The 15,804-nt window shown below is 69.0% G+C and carries 16 protein-coding genes and 1 pseudogene; 7 read left to right on the top strand and 10 right to left on the bottom strand.

Annotation, left to right across the window (positions count from 1 at the left end; all coding sequences use genetic code 11):
* Positions 1-86 precede the first annotated feature (86 nt).
* Positions 87-1,079 (bottom strand): selenoneine biosynthesis selenosugar synthase SenB, encoded by a 993-nt coding sequence (gene senB, locus C1H66_RS07055; RefSeq protein ID WP_205738635.1) that lies wholly within the window; start codon positions 1,077-1,079, stop codon positions 87-89.
* Between the two features lie 43 nt (positions 1,080-1,122).
* On the opposite strand from senB, the gene senA reads away from it, so the two are divergent.
* From senA to C1H66_RS07035, 4 genes are all read left to right on the top strand, one after another.
* On the top strand, positions 1,123-2,472 hold the full coding sequence (senA, locus tag C1H66_RS07050) for a selenoneine synthase SenA (protein WP_102627193.1): 1,350 nt from the start codon (positions 1,123-1,125) through the stop codon (positions 2,470-2,472).
* Between the two features lie 101 nt (positions 2,473-2,573).
* Positions 2,574-3,449 (top strand): putative selenate ABC transporter substrate-binding protein, encoded by an 876-nt coding sequence (locus tag C1H66_RS07045; RefSeq protein WP_102627192.1) that lies wholly within the window; start codon positions 2,574-2,576, stop codon positions 3,447-3,449.
* 2 nt (positions 3,450-3,451) lie between these two features.
* On the top strand, positions 3,452-4,099 hold the full coding sequence (locus tag C1H66_RS07040; RefSeq protein WP_240618236.1) for an ATP-binding cassette domain-containing protein: 648 nt from the start codon (positions 3,452-3,454) through the stop codon (positions 4,097-4,099).
* A 2-nt stretch (positions 4,100-4,101) separates the two neighbouring features.
* The gene (locus C1H66_RS07035) at positions 4,102-5,589 is read left to right on the top strand and encodes a PhnE/PtxC family ABC transporter permease (protein WP_102627190.1); all 1,488 of its coding nucleotides are present in this window, start codon (positions 4,102-4,104) and stop codon (positions 5,587-5,589) included.
* 77 nt (positions 5,590-5,666) lie between these two features.
* On the opposite strand, the gene ilvD is transcribed toward C1H66_RS07035, so the two are convergent.
* Positions 5,667-7,355 (bottom strand): dihydroxy-acid dehydratase, encoded by a 1,689-nt coding sequence (gene ilvD, locus C1H66_RS07030; protein ID WP_102627189.1) that lies wholly within the window; start codon positions 7,353-7,355, stop codon positions 5,667-5,669.
* 187 nt (positions 7,356-7,542) lie between these two features.
* On the opposite strand from ilvD, the gene C1H66_RS07025 reads away from it, so the two are divergent.
* On the top strand, positions 7,543-7,836 hold the full coding sequence (locus C1H66_RS07025; protein WP_102627188.1) for a type II toxin-antitoxin system HigB family toxin: 294 nt from the start codon (positions 7,543-7,545) through the stop codon (positions 7,834-7,836).
* The gene (locus tag C1H66_RS07020) at positions 7,833-8,237 is read left to right on the top strand and encodes a helix-turn-helix domain-containing protein (protein WP_102627187.1); all 405 of its coding nucleotides are present in this window, start codon (positions 7,833-7,835) and stop codon (positions 8,235-8,237) included. The genes C1H66_RS07025 and C1H66_RS07020 overlap by 4 nt, the downstream gene beginning before the upstream one ends.
* A gap of 21 nt (positions 8,238-8,258) precedes the next feature.
* Here the strand turns inward: C1H66_RS07020 and C1H66_RS07015 are convergent, their stop codons facing one another.
* Complete coding sequence (locus C1H66_RS07015) at positions 8,259-8,954, bottom strand: TenA family protein (RefSeq protein ID WP_102627186.1); 696 nt, start codon at positions 8,952-8,954, stop codon at positions 8,259-8,261.
* Positions 8,951-10,357 (bottom strand): sodium:solute symporter family transporter, encoded by a 1,407-nt coding sequence (locus tag C1H66_RS07010; protein ID WP_102627185.1) that lies wholly within the window; start codon positions 10,355-10,357, stop codon positions 8,951-8,953. Before C1H66_RS07010 ends, C1H66_RS07015 begins: the two co-directional genes overlap by 4 nt.
* A gap of 227 nt (positions 10,358-10,584) precedes the next feature.
* Between C1H66_RS07010 and C1H66_RS07005 the strand changes: the two genes are divergently transcribed.
* Positions 10,585-11,250, top strand: a complete 666-nt coding sequence (locus C1H66_RS07005) for a hypothetical protein (RefSeq protein ID WP_102627184.1) — start codon at positions 10,585-10,587, stop codon at positions 11,248-11,250.
* Positions 11,251-11,266: 16 nt separating this feature from the next.
* On the opposite strand, the gene C1H66_RS07000 is transcribed toward C1H66_RS07005, so the two are convergent.
* The 6 genes and pseudogenes from C1H66_RS07000 to C1H66_RS06975 all read right to left on the bottom strand — a co-directional run bounded on the left by C1H66_RS07000 (position 11,267) and on the right by C1H66_RS06975 (position 15,736).
* A complete protein-coding gene (locus C1H66_RS07000) occupies positions 11,267-12,031 on the bottom strand; it encodes an HNH endonuclease (RefSeq protein WP_102627183.1) in 765 nt (254 codons plus the stop codon).
* 61 nt (positions 12,032-12,092) lie between these two features.
* Positions 12,093-12,224 (bottom strand): annotated as a pseudogene (locus C1H66_RS06995) (peroxidase-related enzyme); the annotation flags it as partial.
* A gap of 278 nt (positions 12,225-12,502) precedes the next feature.
* Positions 12,503-13,081, bottom strand: a complete 579-nt coding sequence (locus C1H66_RS06990; protein ID WP_102627182.1) for an antibiotic biosynthesis monooxygenase — start codon at positions 13,079-13,081, stop codon at positions 12,503-12,505.
* Between the two features lie 38 nt (positions 13,082-13,119).
* Positions 13,120-14,061, bottom strand: coding sequence for a pirin family protein (locus tag C1H66_RS06985; protein WP_102627181.1), 942 nt, complete (start codon positions 14,059-14,061; stop codon positions 13,120-13,122).
* Between the two features lie 104 nt (positions 14,062-14,165).
* Positions 14,166-14,789, bottom strand: coding sequence for an isochorismate family cysteine hydrolase YcaC (gene ycaC, locus C1H66_RS06980; RefSeq protein WP_102627180.1), 624 nt, complete (start codon positions 14,787-14,789; stop codon positions 14,166-14,168).
* A gap of 77 nt (positions 14,790-14,866) precedes the next feature.
* Positions 14,867-15,736: a pirin family protein gene (locus C1H66_RS06975; protein ID WP_102627179.1), complete on the bottom strand. Its 870-nt coding sequence runs from the start codon at positions 15,734-15,736 to the stop codon at positions 14,867-14,869.
* Positions 15,737-15,804: the final 68 nt, after the last annotated feature.

Below are 15,804 nucleotides of genomic sequence, written 5' to 3'. Positions count from 1 at the left end.
AGCGTAAGCATCTGTAACGGTAGATGCAAAGGGCCGTGTCCTCGAGCCCGGCCAGACGCTGGCGCCCATCCATCTGACGGATGGCATCAAGGAGTAAGCTCACAGGCGGCCAGGACCCGCGCCAGCCCCGCCCGTTCGGCCTCGGGGCGGAACAGCGGCGCGCGCCCCAGCACCTGCCGGCGGAGCCGGTCGACGAAGGCCGGCTCCGCCTCGGCGCGGCGCAGCAGGGCCCTCAGGGCCGCGGTGTCGGCCACCGGGAAGTAGCCGGCGTAGTCCTCGCCCAGCAGGCCGCGATTGCCGGGGATCGCCGAGGCCAGCACCGGCAGGCCGGCCACGCAGGCCTCGCTGACCACATTGGCGCCCCCTTCCATGCGCGAGCTGATCACCATCAGCCGCGCCCGGGCCATCCACTGGCGCACCCGCCAGCGGGGCAGGTCGCCGAGCCAGCGGTAACGCGGATTGCCCGCCATCTCGTCGCGGGCGGCGTCGGCCCAGTCCGGGCTGTGGGCGCCACCGAGCTGCACCACGCGCAGCCGCGACGCCGACGGCAGCTCGCGAACGGCCAGGGCCGCGCGCAGCGAGTCCTTCTCCTCGCGCAGGTGGCCGGCGACCAGCACCTCGAACCGGCGCCGGCCGGGCCGCGGGGCCCGGGGCGGCAGGGGGCGCGCCGACTGGTGGACGACATGCAGGCGCGGCAGGAAGCGCGGCGGGAGGTCCTCGGCCAGGCAATCGTGCAGGCCGATCAGGGCATCGCTCGCGGCGAGGCTATCGAGGAACGCCTCGGGGTGGCTGTGCTGGAAGCGGTAGACGTCGGTCCCGGTCAGCACCACCACCAGCGGACACTCCGGAAAGGCGGCGCGACAGGTGCGAATGGCGGCGTGGCTGCGAACGGCATGCAGCGCCAGCACCAGATCCGGTGGCTGGCCGGCCAGGCGGCAGGCATCGGAGCCATCCTCGGACCCGGCGAGGCGGACGCGGCAGCCCAGCTCCTGCAGCAGTCCCGCCCAGCGGGTCGCCGTGGCCCGGTTGCCGGCGTGAGACCCTCGACCCGCCGGTGTGATCAGGGCTACCTTCAACACTATCCACACTCCCTCACCGTCCCACTCCATCCACGAGGTCGGCATGATCCAGACGCCTCCGACACCCCCCAGGGCCGCCGACGAACTGGCGGCGATGCTCACCGATGCCCGCGAACGCAGCCTGGCGCTGATGCGGGACATCCTCGAGGCCCGCGAACTCGGCCCGCGGCTGGCGATCGTCAATCCCCCCCTGTGGGAGCTCGGCCACCTGGGCTACTTCCACGACCACTTCGCCCTGCGCGGCCTCTATGGCCTGCCCGACTACCGCCTCGCCGAGGCCGACCGGCTGTTCGATTCCAGCAGCATCGCCCATGTCGACCGTTGGTCGCTACCGCTGCCGTCACGCGAGGCCACCCTGGACTACCTGTCACGGGTACAGCAGGCCATGCTCGAGCGCCTGCCCGATGGCGACGCCAGTGCCGCCCAGAGCTATGTCTATCAGCTCACCACGCTGCACGAGGACATGCACGGCGAGGCCTTCCTCTACACGCGCCAGACCCTGGGCGATCCGCCCCCCGCGCTGGGCACGCCACCCCGGGGCCATCTCACCACCGCGCCCGCCACCGAGACGCCCGCCGGGGCACTGCCCGGGGATGTCGACATCCCCGGGGGGCGCCATCGGCTGGGCTCCGACGCGACCCTGCCCTTCCGGTTCGACAACGAGAAGCCGCCCATGGAGGTCGAGGTGGCGCCCTTCTCGATCGCCCGGGCACCGGTCACCAACGCCGACTTCGCCGCCTTCGTCGACGACGGGGGCTATCGGCGACGCGAGCTGTGGAGCGCGGCCGGCTGGCAGTGGCGCGAGCAGCAGGGCCTGCAGGCGCCCATCTACTGGCGCCGGGCCGACGCCGGCCATTGGGAAGAGCGTACCTTCGATCGCTGGCGGCCGCTGGCCCCCCATCAGCCGGTCGTGCATGTCAGCTGGTTCGAGGCCGATGCCTGGTGCCGCTGGGCCGGGCGCCGCCTGCCCAGCGAGGCCGAATGGGAGATCGCCGCCAGCCGGGCGCCGAGTGCCGACGGCCGCGCCCTGGCGCCGGGCAAGCGCCGCTACCCCTGGGGCGAATCGCCGCCGGAGGCCGGCCTGGCCAACCTGGATGGCTGGCGCCTGGGACGCCTCGACGTGGCGGCGCTTGCCGACGGCGACAGCGCCTTCGGCTGCCGGCAGATGCTGGGCAACGTCTGGGAATGGACGGCCTCGCCCTTCGGCCCCTTCCCCGGATTCGAACCCGAGCTCTACCGCGACTACTCGGCCCCCTGGTTCAAGGAGGGGCGCTACGTGCTGCGCGGCGGGGCCTGGGCCACCCGGGGGCGGCTGATCCACACCGGCTACCGCAACTTCTTCACCCCGGACCGTAACGACACCCTGGCGGGGTTTCGCACCTGCGCCGTCTGAGAGTCCGACACGGGATGCCTCGGCAATTTTCGGTATCATGCCCCTTCCAGCCGCCCCGGGTGCCGCTGGCCACTTCCAACGTTCCATAAGGGTTGCTCCCCATGCTCAGACACCTGCCCCTTGCCCTGGCCGTCCTGCTCGTCACTCTCGTCACCCCGCCCCTGGCCGCCGCCCAGCCCCTGGTGTTCACCGCCATTCCCGACGAGGACGAGACCCGCCTGCAGGAGCGCTTCCAGGCCGTGGCCGACTACCTCGCCGAGGCGCTCGACGTCGAGGTGCGCTTCATTCCGGTCACCTCCTACGCCGCCTCGGTCACCGCCTTCCGCAACAACCAGGTACAACTGGCCTGGTTCGGCGGCTTCACCGGTGTCCAGGCCCGCCAGCTGGTGCCGGGCTCCCGGGCCATCGCCCAGGGCGTGGAGGATCCCGAGTACCGGAGCTACGTCATCGCCAACCGGGCCACCGGCCTCGAGCCCCATGACGGCGACAGCGCCCCCGAGGCGCTGCGCGGCCTGACCTTCAGCTTCGGCTCGCAGAGCTCGACCTCCGGGCGCCTGATGCCGGAATACTTCCTGCGCCAGGACCTCGGCGCATCGCCCGACGAGCTGTTCGAGCGGGTCGGCTTCAGCGGCAACCACAGCCGCACCATCGCGGTGGTGCAGTCCGGCGCCTACCAGGCCGGGGTGGTCAGCTACAAGGCCTGGGAGAACGAGGTGGCGAGCGGCAGCGTCGATGACGAGCGGGTCCGGGTGATCTGGGAGACACCGCCCTACCCCGACTACCAGTGGACGGTGCGCGGCGATGTCGACGAACGCTTCGGCGAGGGCTTCACCGACCGCCTGCAGCAGGCACTGCTCGACATGAATGATCCCGAGCTGCTGGCCAGCTTCCCGCGCTCGGGTTTCGTCCCGGCCGAGAACGACGACTACCGGGAAATCCTCGAGGTCGCGCAGTCCCTGGGGCTGCTCGACGAATGACCATGCTGGCGCTGCATGACGCCGTCGCCGCCTATGGCGAGACCCGCGTGCTCGGCCCGCTGAGCCTGACGCTGGCGCGCGGCGAGCGTGTGGCGCTGGTCGGCCGCAGCGGTGCCGGCAAGTCGACGCTGCTGTCGGTGATGTATGACCGCTGGCGCGACCAGGGGGCCGCCCTGATGCCCCAGGACCTCGGCCTGGTGGCCACGCTCTCGGTGTTCCACAACGTCTACATGGGCCGGCTCGACCGCCACCCCTGGTGGCGCAACCTGCTGACCCTGGTGCGTCCGCGGCGAGCCGACGTGGCGGAGATCGACGTCCTGCTCAGCCGGCTCGGCCTCGACGACAAGCTCTGGCCCCCCTGCGGCGAACTCTCCGGCGGGCAGCGGCAGCGCGTCGCCGCGGCGCGGGTCATCCATCAGGGCGGCGGGATGTTGCTCGCCGACGAGCCGGTCTCGGCGCTGGATGGCCCCCTCTCCGAGGTGGTCCTGACCGCCCTCACCGACGCCTATCCGACCGCGGTGCTGGCCATGCACGACGTGGACCTGGCGCTGCGCTACTGCACCCGGGTGATCGGCATCCAGGATGGCGCCATCGCCATCGACCAGCCCAGCCAGCGCCTGGCCGCCACCGACCTCCTGACGCTCTACTGATCATGCCGCTGACCGCCACCCGCCGCGTCACCCTGGGGCTGATCCTGCTGGCCGGGGTGTGCCTGCTGTTCGGCGACTTCGAGATCAGTACCCACGACCCCTGGCAGGCGCTGGGCCGCCTGTTCATGGGGCTGATCCAGCCCGACTTCTCCCGCGTCGACTTCCTCGGCGAGGCCCTGCTGCGGACCCTGGCCTTCGCCTTCGTCGGCGTGGGGCTCGGCGCGGCGGCGGGCATGCTGCTGGCCCTGCTCTTCGGGCATGTCTGGGTACGCACCTTCTGCGCCTTCATCCGTGCCATCCATGAGCTGTTCTGGGCGCTGATCTTCCTGCAGAGCTTCGGCCTGCACCCGATCACCGGGGTACTGGCCATCGCCATCCCCTACGCCGGCACCTTCGCCAAGGTCTATGCCGAGATCCTCGACGAGGGCGATCCGCAGCCGGAACGCACCCTGCCGCGGCGCGCCGGGCGGCTCTCGGCGCTGGTCTATACCCGAATCAGCCAGGCCTGGCCGCACCTGGTCAGCTATACGGCCTACCGCCTCGAGTGCGGCCTGCGCTCCAGCGCGGTGCTCGGCTTCGTCGGCATGCCGACCCTGGGGTTTCATCTCGCGGGTGCCTTCGCCCAGGGCCACTACGGCACGGTGGGCGCGCTGCTGCTGCTGTTCTACGCCCTCATCGCCTCCCTGCGGCTGTGGGTGCGGCCACGGCTGCTGCCCCTCTATCTGCTGGCCTCCCCCTTCCTGCTCGGCACCGGGCTGCCGATCCTGTGGAGCAACGTCTCGCGCTTCTTCACCGAGGACATCGTGCCCGCCCCGCTGCGCCACGGTGAGGGGCTCGGCGGCCTTCTGCCCTGGCTGGGCGACCTCCTCGCCGACCAGGCCGTGCCCGGCATCTGGAATACCCTGCTGCTGACCCAGATCGCCATGGTGCTCACCGGCGCGCTGGCGATGACGCTGTTCCCGCTCGTCTCTCATCATTTCACGGGGCGCCATTTCACCGGCCGGGTGCGCGGCGCCCTCGGGCATGGGGTATTGGTGGTGATGCGCTCCACGCCGGAGTATCTGCTGGCCTTCATCCTGCTGCAGCTGTGGGGGCCCTCGATGCTGCCGGCGGTGGTCGCCCTGGCGCTGCACAACGGCGGCATCATCGGCCACCTGGTCGGGCGCCGCAGCAACGAGATCCACCTGCGCCAGGACGCCCCCGGCGGCATGAACCGCTACGCCTACGAGGTGGCACCGCGGGTCTACGGTCCCTTCCTGGCGCTGCTCTTCTACCGCTGGGAGATCATCATGCGCGAGACGGCGATACTGGGCATCCTCGGCATCACCACCCTGGGCTTCTACGTCGACAGCGCCATCCAGGAGCTGCGCTTCGACCGCGCCCTGGTGCTCATCGTGATCACCGCCCTGCTCAACATCGGCGTGGATATTCTCGCCCGGCGGCTGCGCGCCCGCCTGCGCCTGAGCCACACCGCCCAGAGCGAGCCGTAACCGGACCGGCGATCAGGCGAGAAATGCCCCCGCCGGCAAGCCGGCAGGGGCGTCTCTAGATGGGACTCGGGACAGGATCAGTCCGCCTGATCGGTCACCGCGCCGGTGGAGGCGGAACTCACCGCCCTGGCGTACTTGGCCAGCACGCCACGGGTGTAGCGCGGCGAGGGCTGCCGCCAGGCGGCGCGGCGACGCATCAGTTCCTCGTTGGAAAGCCCCACCTCGATGGTGTCGGCCTCGGCGTCGATGGTGATCACGTCGCCGTCCTCCAGCAGCGCCAGCGGGCCGCCGTCGAAGGCCTCGGGCGAGATATGGCCGACCACGAAGCCGTGGCTGCCACCGGAGAAGCGCCCGTCGGTGATCAGCGCCACGTCGTTGCCGAGCCCCCGGCCCATGATCGCCGAGGTCGGGGTGAGCATCTCGCGCATGCCCGGCCCGCCCTTCGGCCCCTCGTAGCGGATCACCACCACGTCGCCGGCCACCACGCTGCCGTCGTTGATGCGCGCCTGGGCCTCCTCCTCGGAGCCGAAGACCCGTGCCGTTCCCGAGAACCGGGTGCCCTCCTTGCCGGTGATCTTGGCCACCGCCCCTTCCGGCGCCAGGTTGCCGTAGAGGATCCGCAGGTGGCTCTCGGCCTTGAGTGGCGCCTCCAGCGGGGCGATGATCGCCTGCCCCTCGGGATAGGGCGCCACCCCCGCCAGGTTCTCGGCGAGCGTCCGGCCGGTGACCGTCAGGCAGTCGCCGTGCAGCAGCCCGGCCTCGAGCAGGGTCTTCATCAGCGGCTGGATGCCGCCGATCTCGACCAGTTCGCTCATCATGTAGTGGCCGCTGGGGCGCAGGTCGGCGAGCACCGGCACCCGCTTGCCGAGGGTGGTGAAGTCCTCGAGGGAGAGCTCGACCCCGATGGTGCTGGCCATGGCGATCAGGTGCAGCACCGCGTTGGTGGAGCCGCCGAGGGCGATCACCACGGTGATGGCGTTCTCGAAGGCCTCGCGGGTCATGATGTCCGACGGCTTGATGTCGCGCTCGAGCAGCTCGAGCACCGCGGCCCCGGCGGCTTCGCAGTCGTCGCGTTTCGCCTGCGACACCGCGTTCTGCGCCGAGCTGCCCGGCAGGCTCATGCCCAGCGCCTCGATGGCCGAGGCCATGGTGTTGGCGGTGTACATCCCGCCGCAGGAGCCGGGGCCGGGAATCGCCGTCTCCTCGATCTGCTTCACCTCGATCAGGTCGAGATCGCCGCGGCTGTAGGCGCCCATGGCCTCGAACACCGAGACGATATCGGTGTGCCCGGCACCGGGCAGGATGGTGCCGCCGTAGACGAAGACGCTGGGCCGGTTCAGCCGCGCCAGGCCCATCAGGCAGCCCGGCATGTTCTTGTCGCAGCCGCCGATCGCCACCAGGCCGTCGAAGCCCTCGCAGCCCGCCACCGTCTCGATGGAATCGGCGATCACCTCCCGCGACACCAGTGAGTACTTCATGCCCTCGGTGCCGTTGGCGATGCCGTCGGAGATGGTGATGGTGTTGAAGATCACCCCCTTGCCCCCGGCCCCGTCGGCACCGGCGCTGGCGCGCTCGGCCAGCTCGTCGATATGGCTGTTGCAGGGGGTGAGGTTGCTCCAGGTCGAGGCGATGCCCACCTGGGGCTTCACGAAATCCTCGTCGGTGAAGCCCACCGCGCGCAGCATGGCACGGCTGGCCGCCTTGCCGGGGCCATCCACCACCGGGGCGGAGTGGCGGCGGCGGGGATCCTTCGGCGTATCGCTCATGGCAGGGCCTCCTCTGGTCGATCGTCGGTGTTCTACAGAGGGTGGCTCTCGGCAGTGGCACTTGTCCATGTCTCGATCGCTCCGTCCGCTCGACACCCCGTCGATACCCGACCTCCCCCTGGCCATTGCTTGCCGGGCCACTCGCTGGGCGCTACACTTTATCGCAGAATGCGATAGGGAGATCGCCTTGCACATCATCACACAGAAACGCATCTGGGAAGCCAAGCGGAAATGGCCCCAGACGGCATCGGCACTGGATGCCTGGTACCGCCTGATGAAGGCAAGCGAACCGGCCGGTTTTGCCGAGATGAAGGCACTGTTCCCGGCGACCGACAAGGTAGGCCGACAGCATGTGTTCGATATCGGCGGCAACAAGATCCGCCTGATCGCGGTGGTGCACTACCGCTACAAGAAGATCTATATCCAGCATGTGCTCGATCATGCGGAATACGACAAGGGCACCTGGAAGGAGTCGACATGACCAGCATCGTCCAACAAGCCGCCGCCCACTGGCGATTCGTGTCCCCCCTGCTCCACGCCCCCGAGTCCGAGAGCGATTACGATGCCCTTGTCGAGGCCCTGGACGAGCTGCTCACCCTGATCGGTGACGATGAGGAGCACCCCCTGGCAAGCCTCGCATCGCACATGGGCGACCTGATCGAAGCCTACGACGACTCTCACCACCCGATGCCGGAGGTCAGTGGCGCCGAGATGCTGCGCCATCTGATGCAATGGCACGGCCTGGACCAGTCGAGCCTTCCGGAAGTCGGCACCCAGTCGGTGATCTCCGAGATCCTGGCCGGCAAGCGGCGCCTGAACGTACGCCAGATCAAGGCACTGACGGCGCGCTTCGGACTACCCGCCGACCTCTTCCTCGACTGACGCCTCACCCTTGGGCTGACGTTACTCTGTGTGCACGGCGTCGTGGAAGGCCCGTTCCCTGGCCACCGTCTCGCGGAAGCGCTCGGCCATGCGCGCGAAGCCGGCCTCGTCCAGCCGTGCCGCCTCCTCGTCCAGGCGCCGGCGCAGCCAGGCGACGAAGTCCCGGAAGGCCGGGTTGTCGTGCAGGTCGATCCACTCCCCCATCAGCGGGTGCAGCCCCTCGACGCGTGTCACGCGCAGGGCCCATTCCAGATAGAGCCACTCGGTGACCACCAGCACCGCCAGCATCTCGGCGTAGCTGCCGTGCATCCCGGTGTCGTGCAGCAGACCGCGGAAGTCTCGGGTAGGCGCCAGGTAGTCGGGCGCCAGGCGAACCTGCTCCGGCACCCCGAAGGCATCGAAGGTGCGCTGGAAGGTGCTGTTCTCGTCGCTGGTCAGCATGCCCATGAACTGGCCCAGCACCACGCGGTCGGCCATGGTCGGCGCGTGGCCGATGGCATGGCCGATCAGCGCGGTGAAGGGGTCGACGAAGCCGTAATCCTGCACCATGTAGGCGGCGAAGGCCTCGCCGGAGAGCCGCCCCTCGGCCAGGGCATCGAACAGCGGGTGGGCCACCGTGGCCGTCCAGTCGGGCTCGCTGATCTCACGCAGCCAGTCGGTGAGGCGTGCCGCTTCGCGGCCGGCGGCCCAGGCGTTCCAGGTCGAGCGGGTGGTCATCGGGCGTCTCCTTCGCGTGCCAGGGGGAAGCGGGAAGCCGGCCGGCGCCAGGCGATCAACAGGCTGACCAGGGTCGACGCCAGCAGCGCGCCGAGGAACGGCGGCAGGGTCGGGATGCTGTCCGGGAAGCTGGCCACCAGCACCCCACCGGCCAGGCTGCCCTGGGCCACCCAGCCGGGCAGGACGGCGCCGAGCATGCCCGCCACCCCGCCGGCCACCGCGGCCAGCGGGCTCATGCGCCGCCACAGGCCCAGCAACACCGGCACCACGATGGCGGCACACAGCAGGTCGGCGATCAGGAACAGGCGCAGCACCGAGAGCCCCTGCAGCGCCACCCACACCACCGGTACCATCAGCACCACCGTGGCCAGACGCGCCGCCCCGACGGAGAGCCCACGCCGGCCGGCGCTGGCCACCGCCAGCGAGGCAATGGCGTTCTGCAGGGTATCCACGCTGGAGGCCACCAGGGTCACCGCCAGCACCAGGGCCGGCAGGCCCAGCCACGCCGGCGCGGCGGACAGCAGCGCGAAGAAGGGAATCGGCGGCTCGCCCAGCGGCAGCCCGCTCATGGCCGCCAGCATGCCCAGGGCCCCGATCGCCAGGATCACCAGCAGGGTGCTGGCCCCGCCCAGCAGGGCGCCACGGCCCAGCGCCCGATCATTCTCAGCCGCCCAGATGCGCTGCCAGTAGCCTTGATGAAAGAGGTTGGCCGCGGTCACCGCGATCACCAGCGTCAGCGCCACGCTCAGGGCACTGCCCATCGGCACCGAGGGCAGCCCCGCCCCCACCGGCATCTCCGGTAACCGCCATACCGCCACCCCACCGACCAGGGCCAGCAGGGCCAGCAGCAGCCACGCCTGCCAGCGGTCGGTGGCCAGGCTGGCGCGCAGCCCCCCCAGCACCGTATAGACCAGGGTGACCACCGCCACGCCGATCACCACCAGCGCCGGTGGCACCTCGGAGAGCAGCGCGGCGATGGCACCGATGGCGGTCAGTTCCGCGGCCAGGAAGCAGGCCATGTAGAGAATCGAGACCAGCGACACCCAACGGCGTACCCCGGGACCGTAGCAGGCCTCGGCAAACTCGCCGATGCTGCGGCCTTCCGGCAGGTGGCGGCGGATCGCCGGCCCGTAGAGCCCCAGCACGAGGAACGGCAGCGACGAGCCGATGGCGTAGCCGGCCAGCGCCACCGGGCCGACGAAGGCGCCGATCTCCGGCGGGGCGAAGAGAATCCAGGCGCCCATGCTCGAGGCCAGGAACGACAGCCCCAGGGTCGAGGCGGTCTGGGAATTGCGGGCGGTGACATAGTCGTCGAGGGGGCCGCCGACCCGGCGGGCCCTGAAACCGAGAACGGCAAAACAGAACAGCGCCGCGCCGAGCACGGCAGACGTCAGGTAGGGCATGTCGCGCTTCCTCCGCCGGTGTGAACCGGGTCAGGTTCCAGGGTCGGTGCCATATGGCGCCCTCTCAGCCCCGCCCCGAGCAACGCGGCGGGACTCCCCTGGCGACAGTGGATGTAAAATCGTGAACGAACCTCAAGTTATGGCCGCAAGGGCCGACATAACGTTCGACCCACTAGAATGACACAACGACACCGGATTTCGAACGTCACCCTCGCAGGACACCGCGCATGCCGTTTACCGAAGCCAAGGAACACGCCCCCGGGCGCCTGCACGCGATCTTCGCCGACCCCTACTCCGCCTTCGACAACCTGGTCCCCGAACGCCATCTGCACCTGCGCGTGGCCGTCGCGGCGCTGGTCGGCCAGCCCATGGCCGACGACCGGCTGCTCCTGCGCGTGATCCATGGCTGGGAGAACGGCTACTTCGAGCCCGCCGACCTCAAGCACAGCGACCACCGGATCGGCTCGCTGGACGACCTGCGCGATGTCGCCACCCGCTATCACCGGGCCTTCGAGGCCCAGGCACCCCTGCCCCGCGACACCACCTCGCTGCTGGCCGGGCCGCTGGCCGCCGCCATCGCCGCCGCCGAAGCCGCCGGCCAGGCCCTCGACGACGAGACCCGCACCAGCCCCGCCCGCTGGCCCGCCTTCGAGCGGGGGCTCACGCTCTACACCTTCTTCAAGGTCTACCACCGCCTCACCTACGGCGAAGACGACGCCTACCGCTCCATCCACTGCGAGACGCCCGACGGCCCCCGCGAGATCCACGAATTCCACCTGGAGGAAGGCGAGTTCGCCGTGATCGCCCCCGCCGAGGGCGAGGCCGGCGACAGCGTGCTGCTGCTGCACGAGAGCCAGCTCATGCCGGTGCTGCAGCTACTGGAGGAGTGTTAACCCTTCGGTTGGTTCGCTATTGGCGAAAGCACTCACGGAAGTGCCAAGCCAGGTACTCGCGATTGGGAGAGGTCGTAGGGGGCAGATCGAGAGGCTGTCCGTCGAGATCCATCAACTGGTCTTTCAACCGACCATTGAGGTGGCTCTCAGCCAGTTCGCGAGAGATGCGAATGCGGCCCTCACTATCAATTCCCATCAATCCCTTGTCGAAGGCGCGATCATGCAAGGCATTTAGGCACAGCCCGTTGGCCGGATCGAGACGCGATTCGGGACGTTCCTGCCAAGGCACGATATGACTGGCGATTAGCAGGTCTTCATGGCGCACACCGGTGATCACACAGCGAGTGTCATAGCGAATCATCACTGCCTTGCGGAAGAGCGGCTGCCCCACGCGCCGCTTCTGCAGTCCCACGACATCCCGGCCCATGTAGTCAGGTTCCCAGCCGCCCTCCCCTTGCTCCATCTCTCCATGAAGCGACAACCAGGCCTCCTCACACTCACACGCCACGGCTTCCGGTTCGGCGATAAAGCGTTGCCAAAGCAACCGGTCCTGTTGGGAGGCACCTGAAAGCCCCTTCTTGCCCAGCGCCAGCACTTCGGGATCGAGACTCGCGTAATTGGAGAGCTTCATAGCGACCGAATTGACCGAGCGACCCATACGCTCGGCCAACTGGATGACTTCGGGTCGTCCCCGGTGTAACTGCCCAAACGTCAGCCGGCAGTAGAGTGACAATACCTGTAGCCGGTCTCGATCCGTCCATGCCATTCTTTCCGTTGTCATGACTTCCCCCCAACGTCCCTGCCTCGAGCCTACGTCGTGGCCTTCGGAGAAGCCAGTCTGCTCACTTCTCCCGCGGCACCCTCCCCATCAGGTAGAACTCCTCGTTGGGCGGGGTGCCGGCGAGGGTGACCAGGCGGTTGGACATACCGAAGAAGGCGGCGATGTCCCAGATGTCGTCGAGGGTGAAGCCGGCCTTCGACGGGAACGCCAGCGGATACCCTCCCACTTCCCAGCAACGCCGGGGCGGCCGGACGCTGCTGCCGGGGCTGACCGGTGCCTATGGCTACCTGCACGGATGGTGGTTGGTTGCCGGCGCCGGCGGAGCCGGCATCGTGCCGCTCGTCGCCCATCACGCTAGCATCTTCTCGAAAGTCGCGGGGAGGCCCCAGGGGCTCCCCCTTGCCTGACCCTTGCCTGCGCTCGCCCATCCAGCGTTAGTCACCGACTGATGGAGGGGCGCCCGCCCGAACGCTACTTGAACATCCAGCTTGCCACCAGCCGCACCACTCGCGGCATGACCACATACACCACCAACGCCACGATGGTGGCGGCGATGATCCCGTGCCGCAGCCCCCAGGTATCGAGCAGCGGAAAGAGGGAGAACAGCGGCTGCCAGAGCAGCGGCACCACGAGGGTCAGCGGCCAGATGACGCCCGTGGTGACCAGCCACTGCTTCCAGCGTACGGGCTGCTTGCTGGTGGCAGTCGGCGGCGTGAACCAGTAGTCGATGCCGCTGAGGATCTCGACCGCCTCGTCCTGCTGCAGGGCGTCGCGGATGTCGTCCATCAGCTCGCGGCGGTCGTCGGACGAGCGCCAGCGCTCGGCCTGGGCCTCGGAGGCGAAGCGCACCGCGATCTCGTAGTCCTGGCCGCCCTCGTGGGGTCTCAGGATATGCACGCCCTGGTGACCGGCATAACGAGAGGCGGCCTCGATGATCTGGCGCAGCCAGGTCTCGTAACGGTCCTTGGCATCGGGGCGGACCCGGTGATGGATGCGGATGGTGACGCCATCGCCGCCCGACAATGGCGCTGCGGATTGGAGTTCGGTCATGCGCTGTCCTTCGCGGTCGGGGAAACCTTGGCGTCTCGCTATGCCTGCCAGGGCAGTGGCGGCGGCATCAGCGGTTCACCGTCGTAGCCGGGGATGCTGCCGAAGCGCGCGCTGCCGACTTCCCAGTCCCGCTGCGCCTCGGCGATCTCGGCCTTGCTGTGGCCGACGAAGTTCCACCAGATCAGGATCTCCTCGTCCAGCGGCGCGCCCCCCACCAGGATGGCCCGGCCACCCGCCGGGAGGGACAGGGTGACGGCCTCGCGCCCGCACCCCAGATAGGCCAGCTCGTTGGACAGGAAGGTGTCGCCCTCGATGTCCAGCTCGCCCTCCAGGGGCAGCACGCCGTACTCGAAGTCTTCCCGCAGCGTCAACCGCAGGGGGCTCGCCTCCCGGCTGACGAGATCCAGGCCCACCAGCGGCGAGAAGGCCAGGGTCGGTGCCCGCCGTCCCGCGAATTCGCCGGTCAGCAGGGTGAAGTCCACCCCCGCCTCCTGCCAGCGCGGCAGCTCCGGGTAGTGGTCGAAGCGCGGGTCGGTGCGGCGGTCGGCCTCCGGCAGGGCGATCCACAGTTGGGCGGCATGCAGGTGCGTCTCGCCGGTCACCGACTCCTCGGTATGGCTGATGCCGCGTCCGGCGGTCATCAGGTTGACCTGCCCGGGACGGATCACCTGCTGGTTGCCCAGGCTGTCACGGTGCAGCACTTCGCCCTCGATCATCCAGGTGAAGGTCTGCAGGCCGATATGCGGATGCGGGCCGACGCGCAGCCCACGGGAATCGCCCTTGAAGACCGCGGGGCCGGCGTGATCGAGGAAGCACCAGGCGCCCACCAGGCGACGGTGGCGGGAGGGCAAGACCCGATTGACGGGAATCCCGCCCACATCGGCGGTACGGGGCGCGACATGCTGGACCTGGCGCTTGCCCTCGACGACCGGGCAGTCGCGGGACGAGGCCAGGTCGCGATCATCGACGAGAGTGCTCATGGGGGCATCCTTCCGAAACTGGTGAATGGGGCTCGGCCCTCGAGGGGGCCGCCTTCAGCATAGGCGCCCCCCTGAACCATCGCTCGGGACCGAGCCGACCGCACTTAGCCCTGAGTCTGCTGGTTGTAGCTTTGAATCAGGTTGGCGTAGGCCGGTAGGTGGCCGGCCAGCAGGCCGCCGAAGCCTTCGATGTCGTTGCGCCAGTCACGGTGCAGCTCGCAGCCGACCCCGAACCAGGTCATCAGCTGGGCACCGGCCTGGGACATGCGATCCCAGGCGGCCTCGCGGGTGGTCTGGTTGAAGGTACCGGAGGCGTCGGTGACCACGAAGACCTCGTAGCCTTCCTCCAGGGCGGAGAGCACCGGGAAGGCCACGCAGACCTCGGTGACCACGCCGGCGATCAGCAGCTGCTTCTTGCCGGTGGCCTTGATGGCGGCGACGAACTCCTCGTTGTCCCAGGCGTTGATCTGGCCCGGACGGGCGAGGTAGGGCGCCTGGGGGAACATCTCCTTGAGTTCCGGCACGATGGGGCCGTTGGGGCCGGTCTCGAAGCTGGTGGTGAGGATGGTGGGGATATCGAAGAACTTGGCGATATCCGCCAGTGCCAGCACGTTGTTCTTGAAGTCGTCCGGGCTGTAGTCGCGCACCAGGGACAGCAGGCCGGCCTGATGGTCGACCATCAACAGGGCCACGTCATCCTTGTCCAGGCGGTTGTAGGTAAAGGACATGGTGGTACTCCTTTCGTCAGGTTGGAATGGCCCGGCAGCACGGCTGCCGGGCAAGCACGCCAGCGGAACTCCCCCCGCTAGTCGTTCAGGGCGCCGTACTTCCCGCGTTGGAAGTCGGCGAAGGCTTGGTGGATCTCCTCCACGCTGTTCATCACGAAGGGCCCGTGGCCGACGACCGGCTCCTCGATGGGCTCGCCGCTCAGCAGCAGCAACTTGGCGTCGTTGTTGGCCTCCAGGTGCAGCTCCTCGCCGCGACGCTCGAAGCTCACCACCGCCTCGTCGCGCACGATGGTCTCGCCATTGACCTGGACGGTGCCCCCCAGCACCACCAACAGGGTGGTGTGGTCCTCCGGCACCGGCAGGGTGGCATGCCTGCCAGAGGCCAGCCGCACGTCCCACATGTTGATCGGCGTGAAGGTACTGGCCGGTCCCTCATGTCCAAGATAGCTACCGGCCACCACCCGTACCCGGCCGGCCTCGTCGTCCAGCGGCACGCTGGGAATGTCGGCATCGAGCAGCGTCTGGTAGGCTGCCGGGGTATCCTTGTCGCGAGCGGGCAGGTTGACCCAGAGCTGCACCATCTCCAGCTTGCCACCGCGCTCCGTGAAGGCCCGGGAGTGGTACTCCTCGTGGATGATGCCGGCACCGGCGGTCATCCACTGCACGTCCCCCTCGCCGATCTTGCCGCCGCTGCCGGTGGAATCGCGGTGCTCCAGCTCCCCTTCGTAGACCAGGGTCACGGTCTCGAAGCCGCGGTGGGGGTGCTGCCCCACGCCGCGAGGCTGCTTGGCCGGCTCGAAGGTGTAGGGACCGGCGTGATCCAGCATCAGGAAGGGGCTGATGTGCTCGGCCCCCATGCGCTCATAGGTGAACAGGGAACGCACGGGAAAGCCGTCACCGACCCAGTGCCCGCGGGGGGCGCCGTATACCGCTTGGATCTTCTTCATCGTCGGGCTCCTGAGTGTTGTAGGGAGGCCGGTAGCCTCGATGACAACAAGCCTATTAAATGAACGAC

Origin of the sequence: Halomonas heilongjiangensis (assembly GCF_002879645.1) — a bacterium.
Lineage (GTDB): Bacteria > Pseudomonadota > Gammaproteobacteria > Pseudomonadales > Halomonadaceae > Halomonas > Halomonas heilongjiangensis.
The sequence above is the reverse complement of the archived record's forward strand: the minus strand, read 5'-3'. Positions and strand labels throughout refer to the sequence as shown.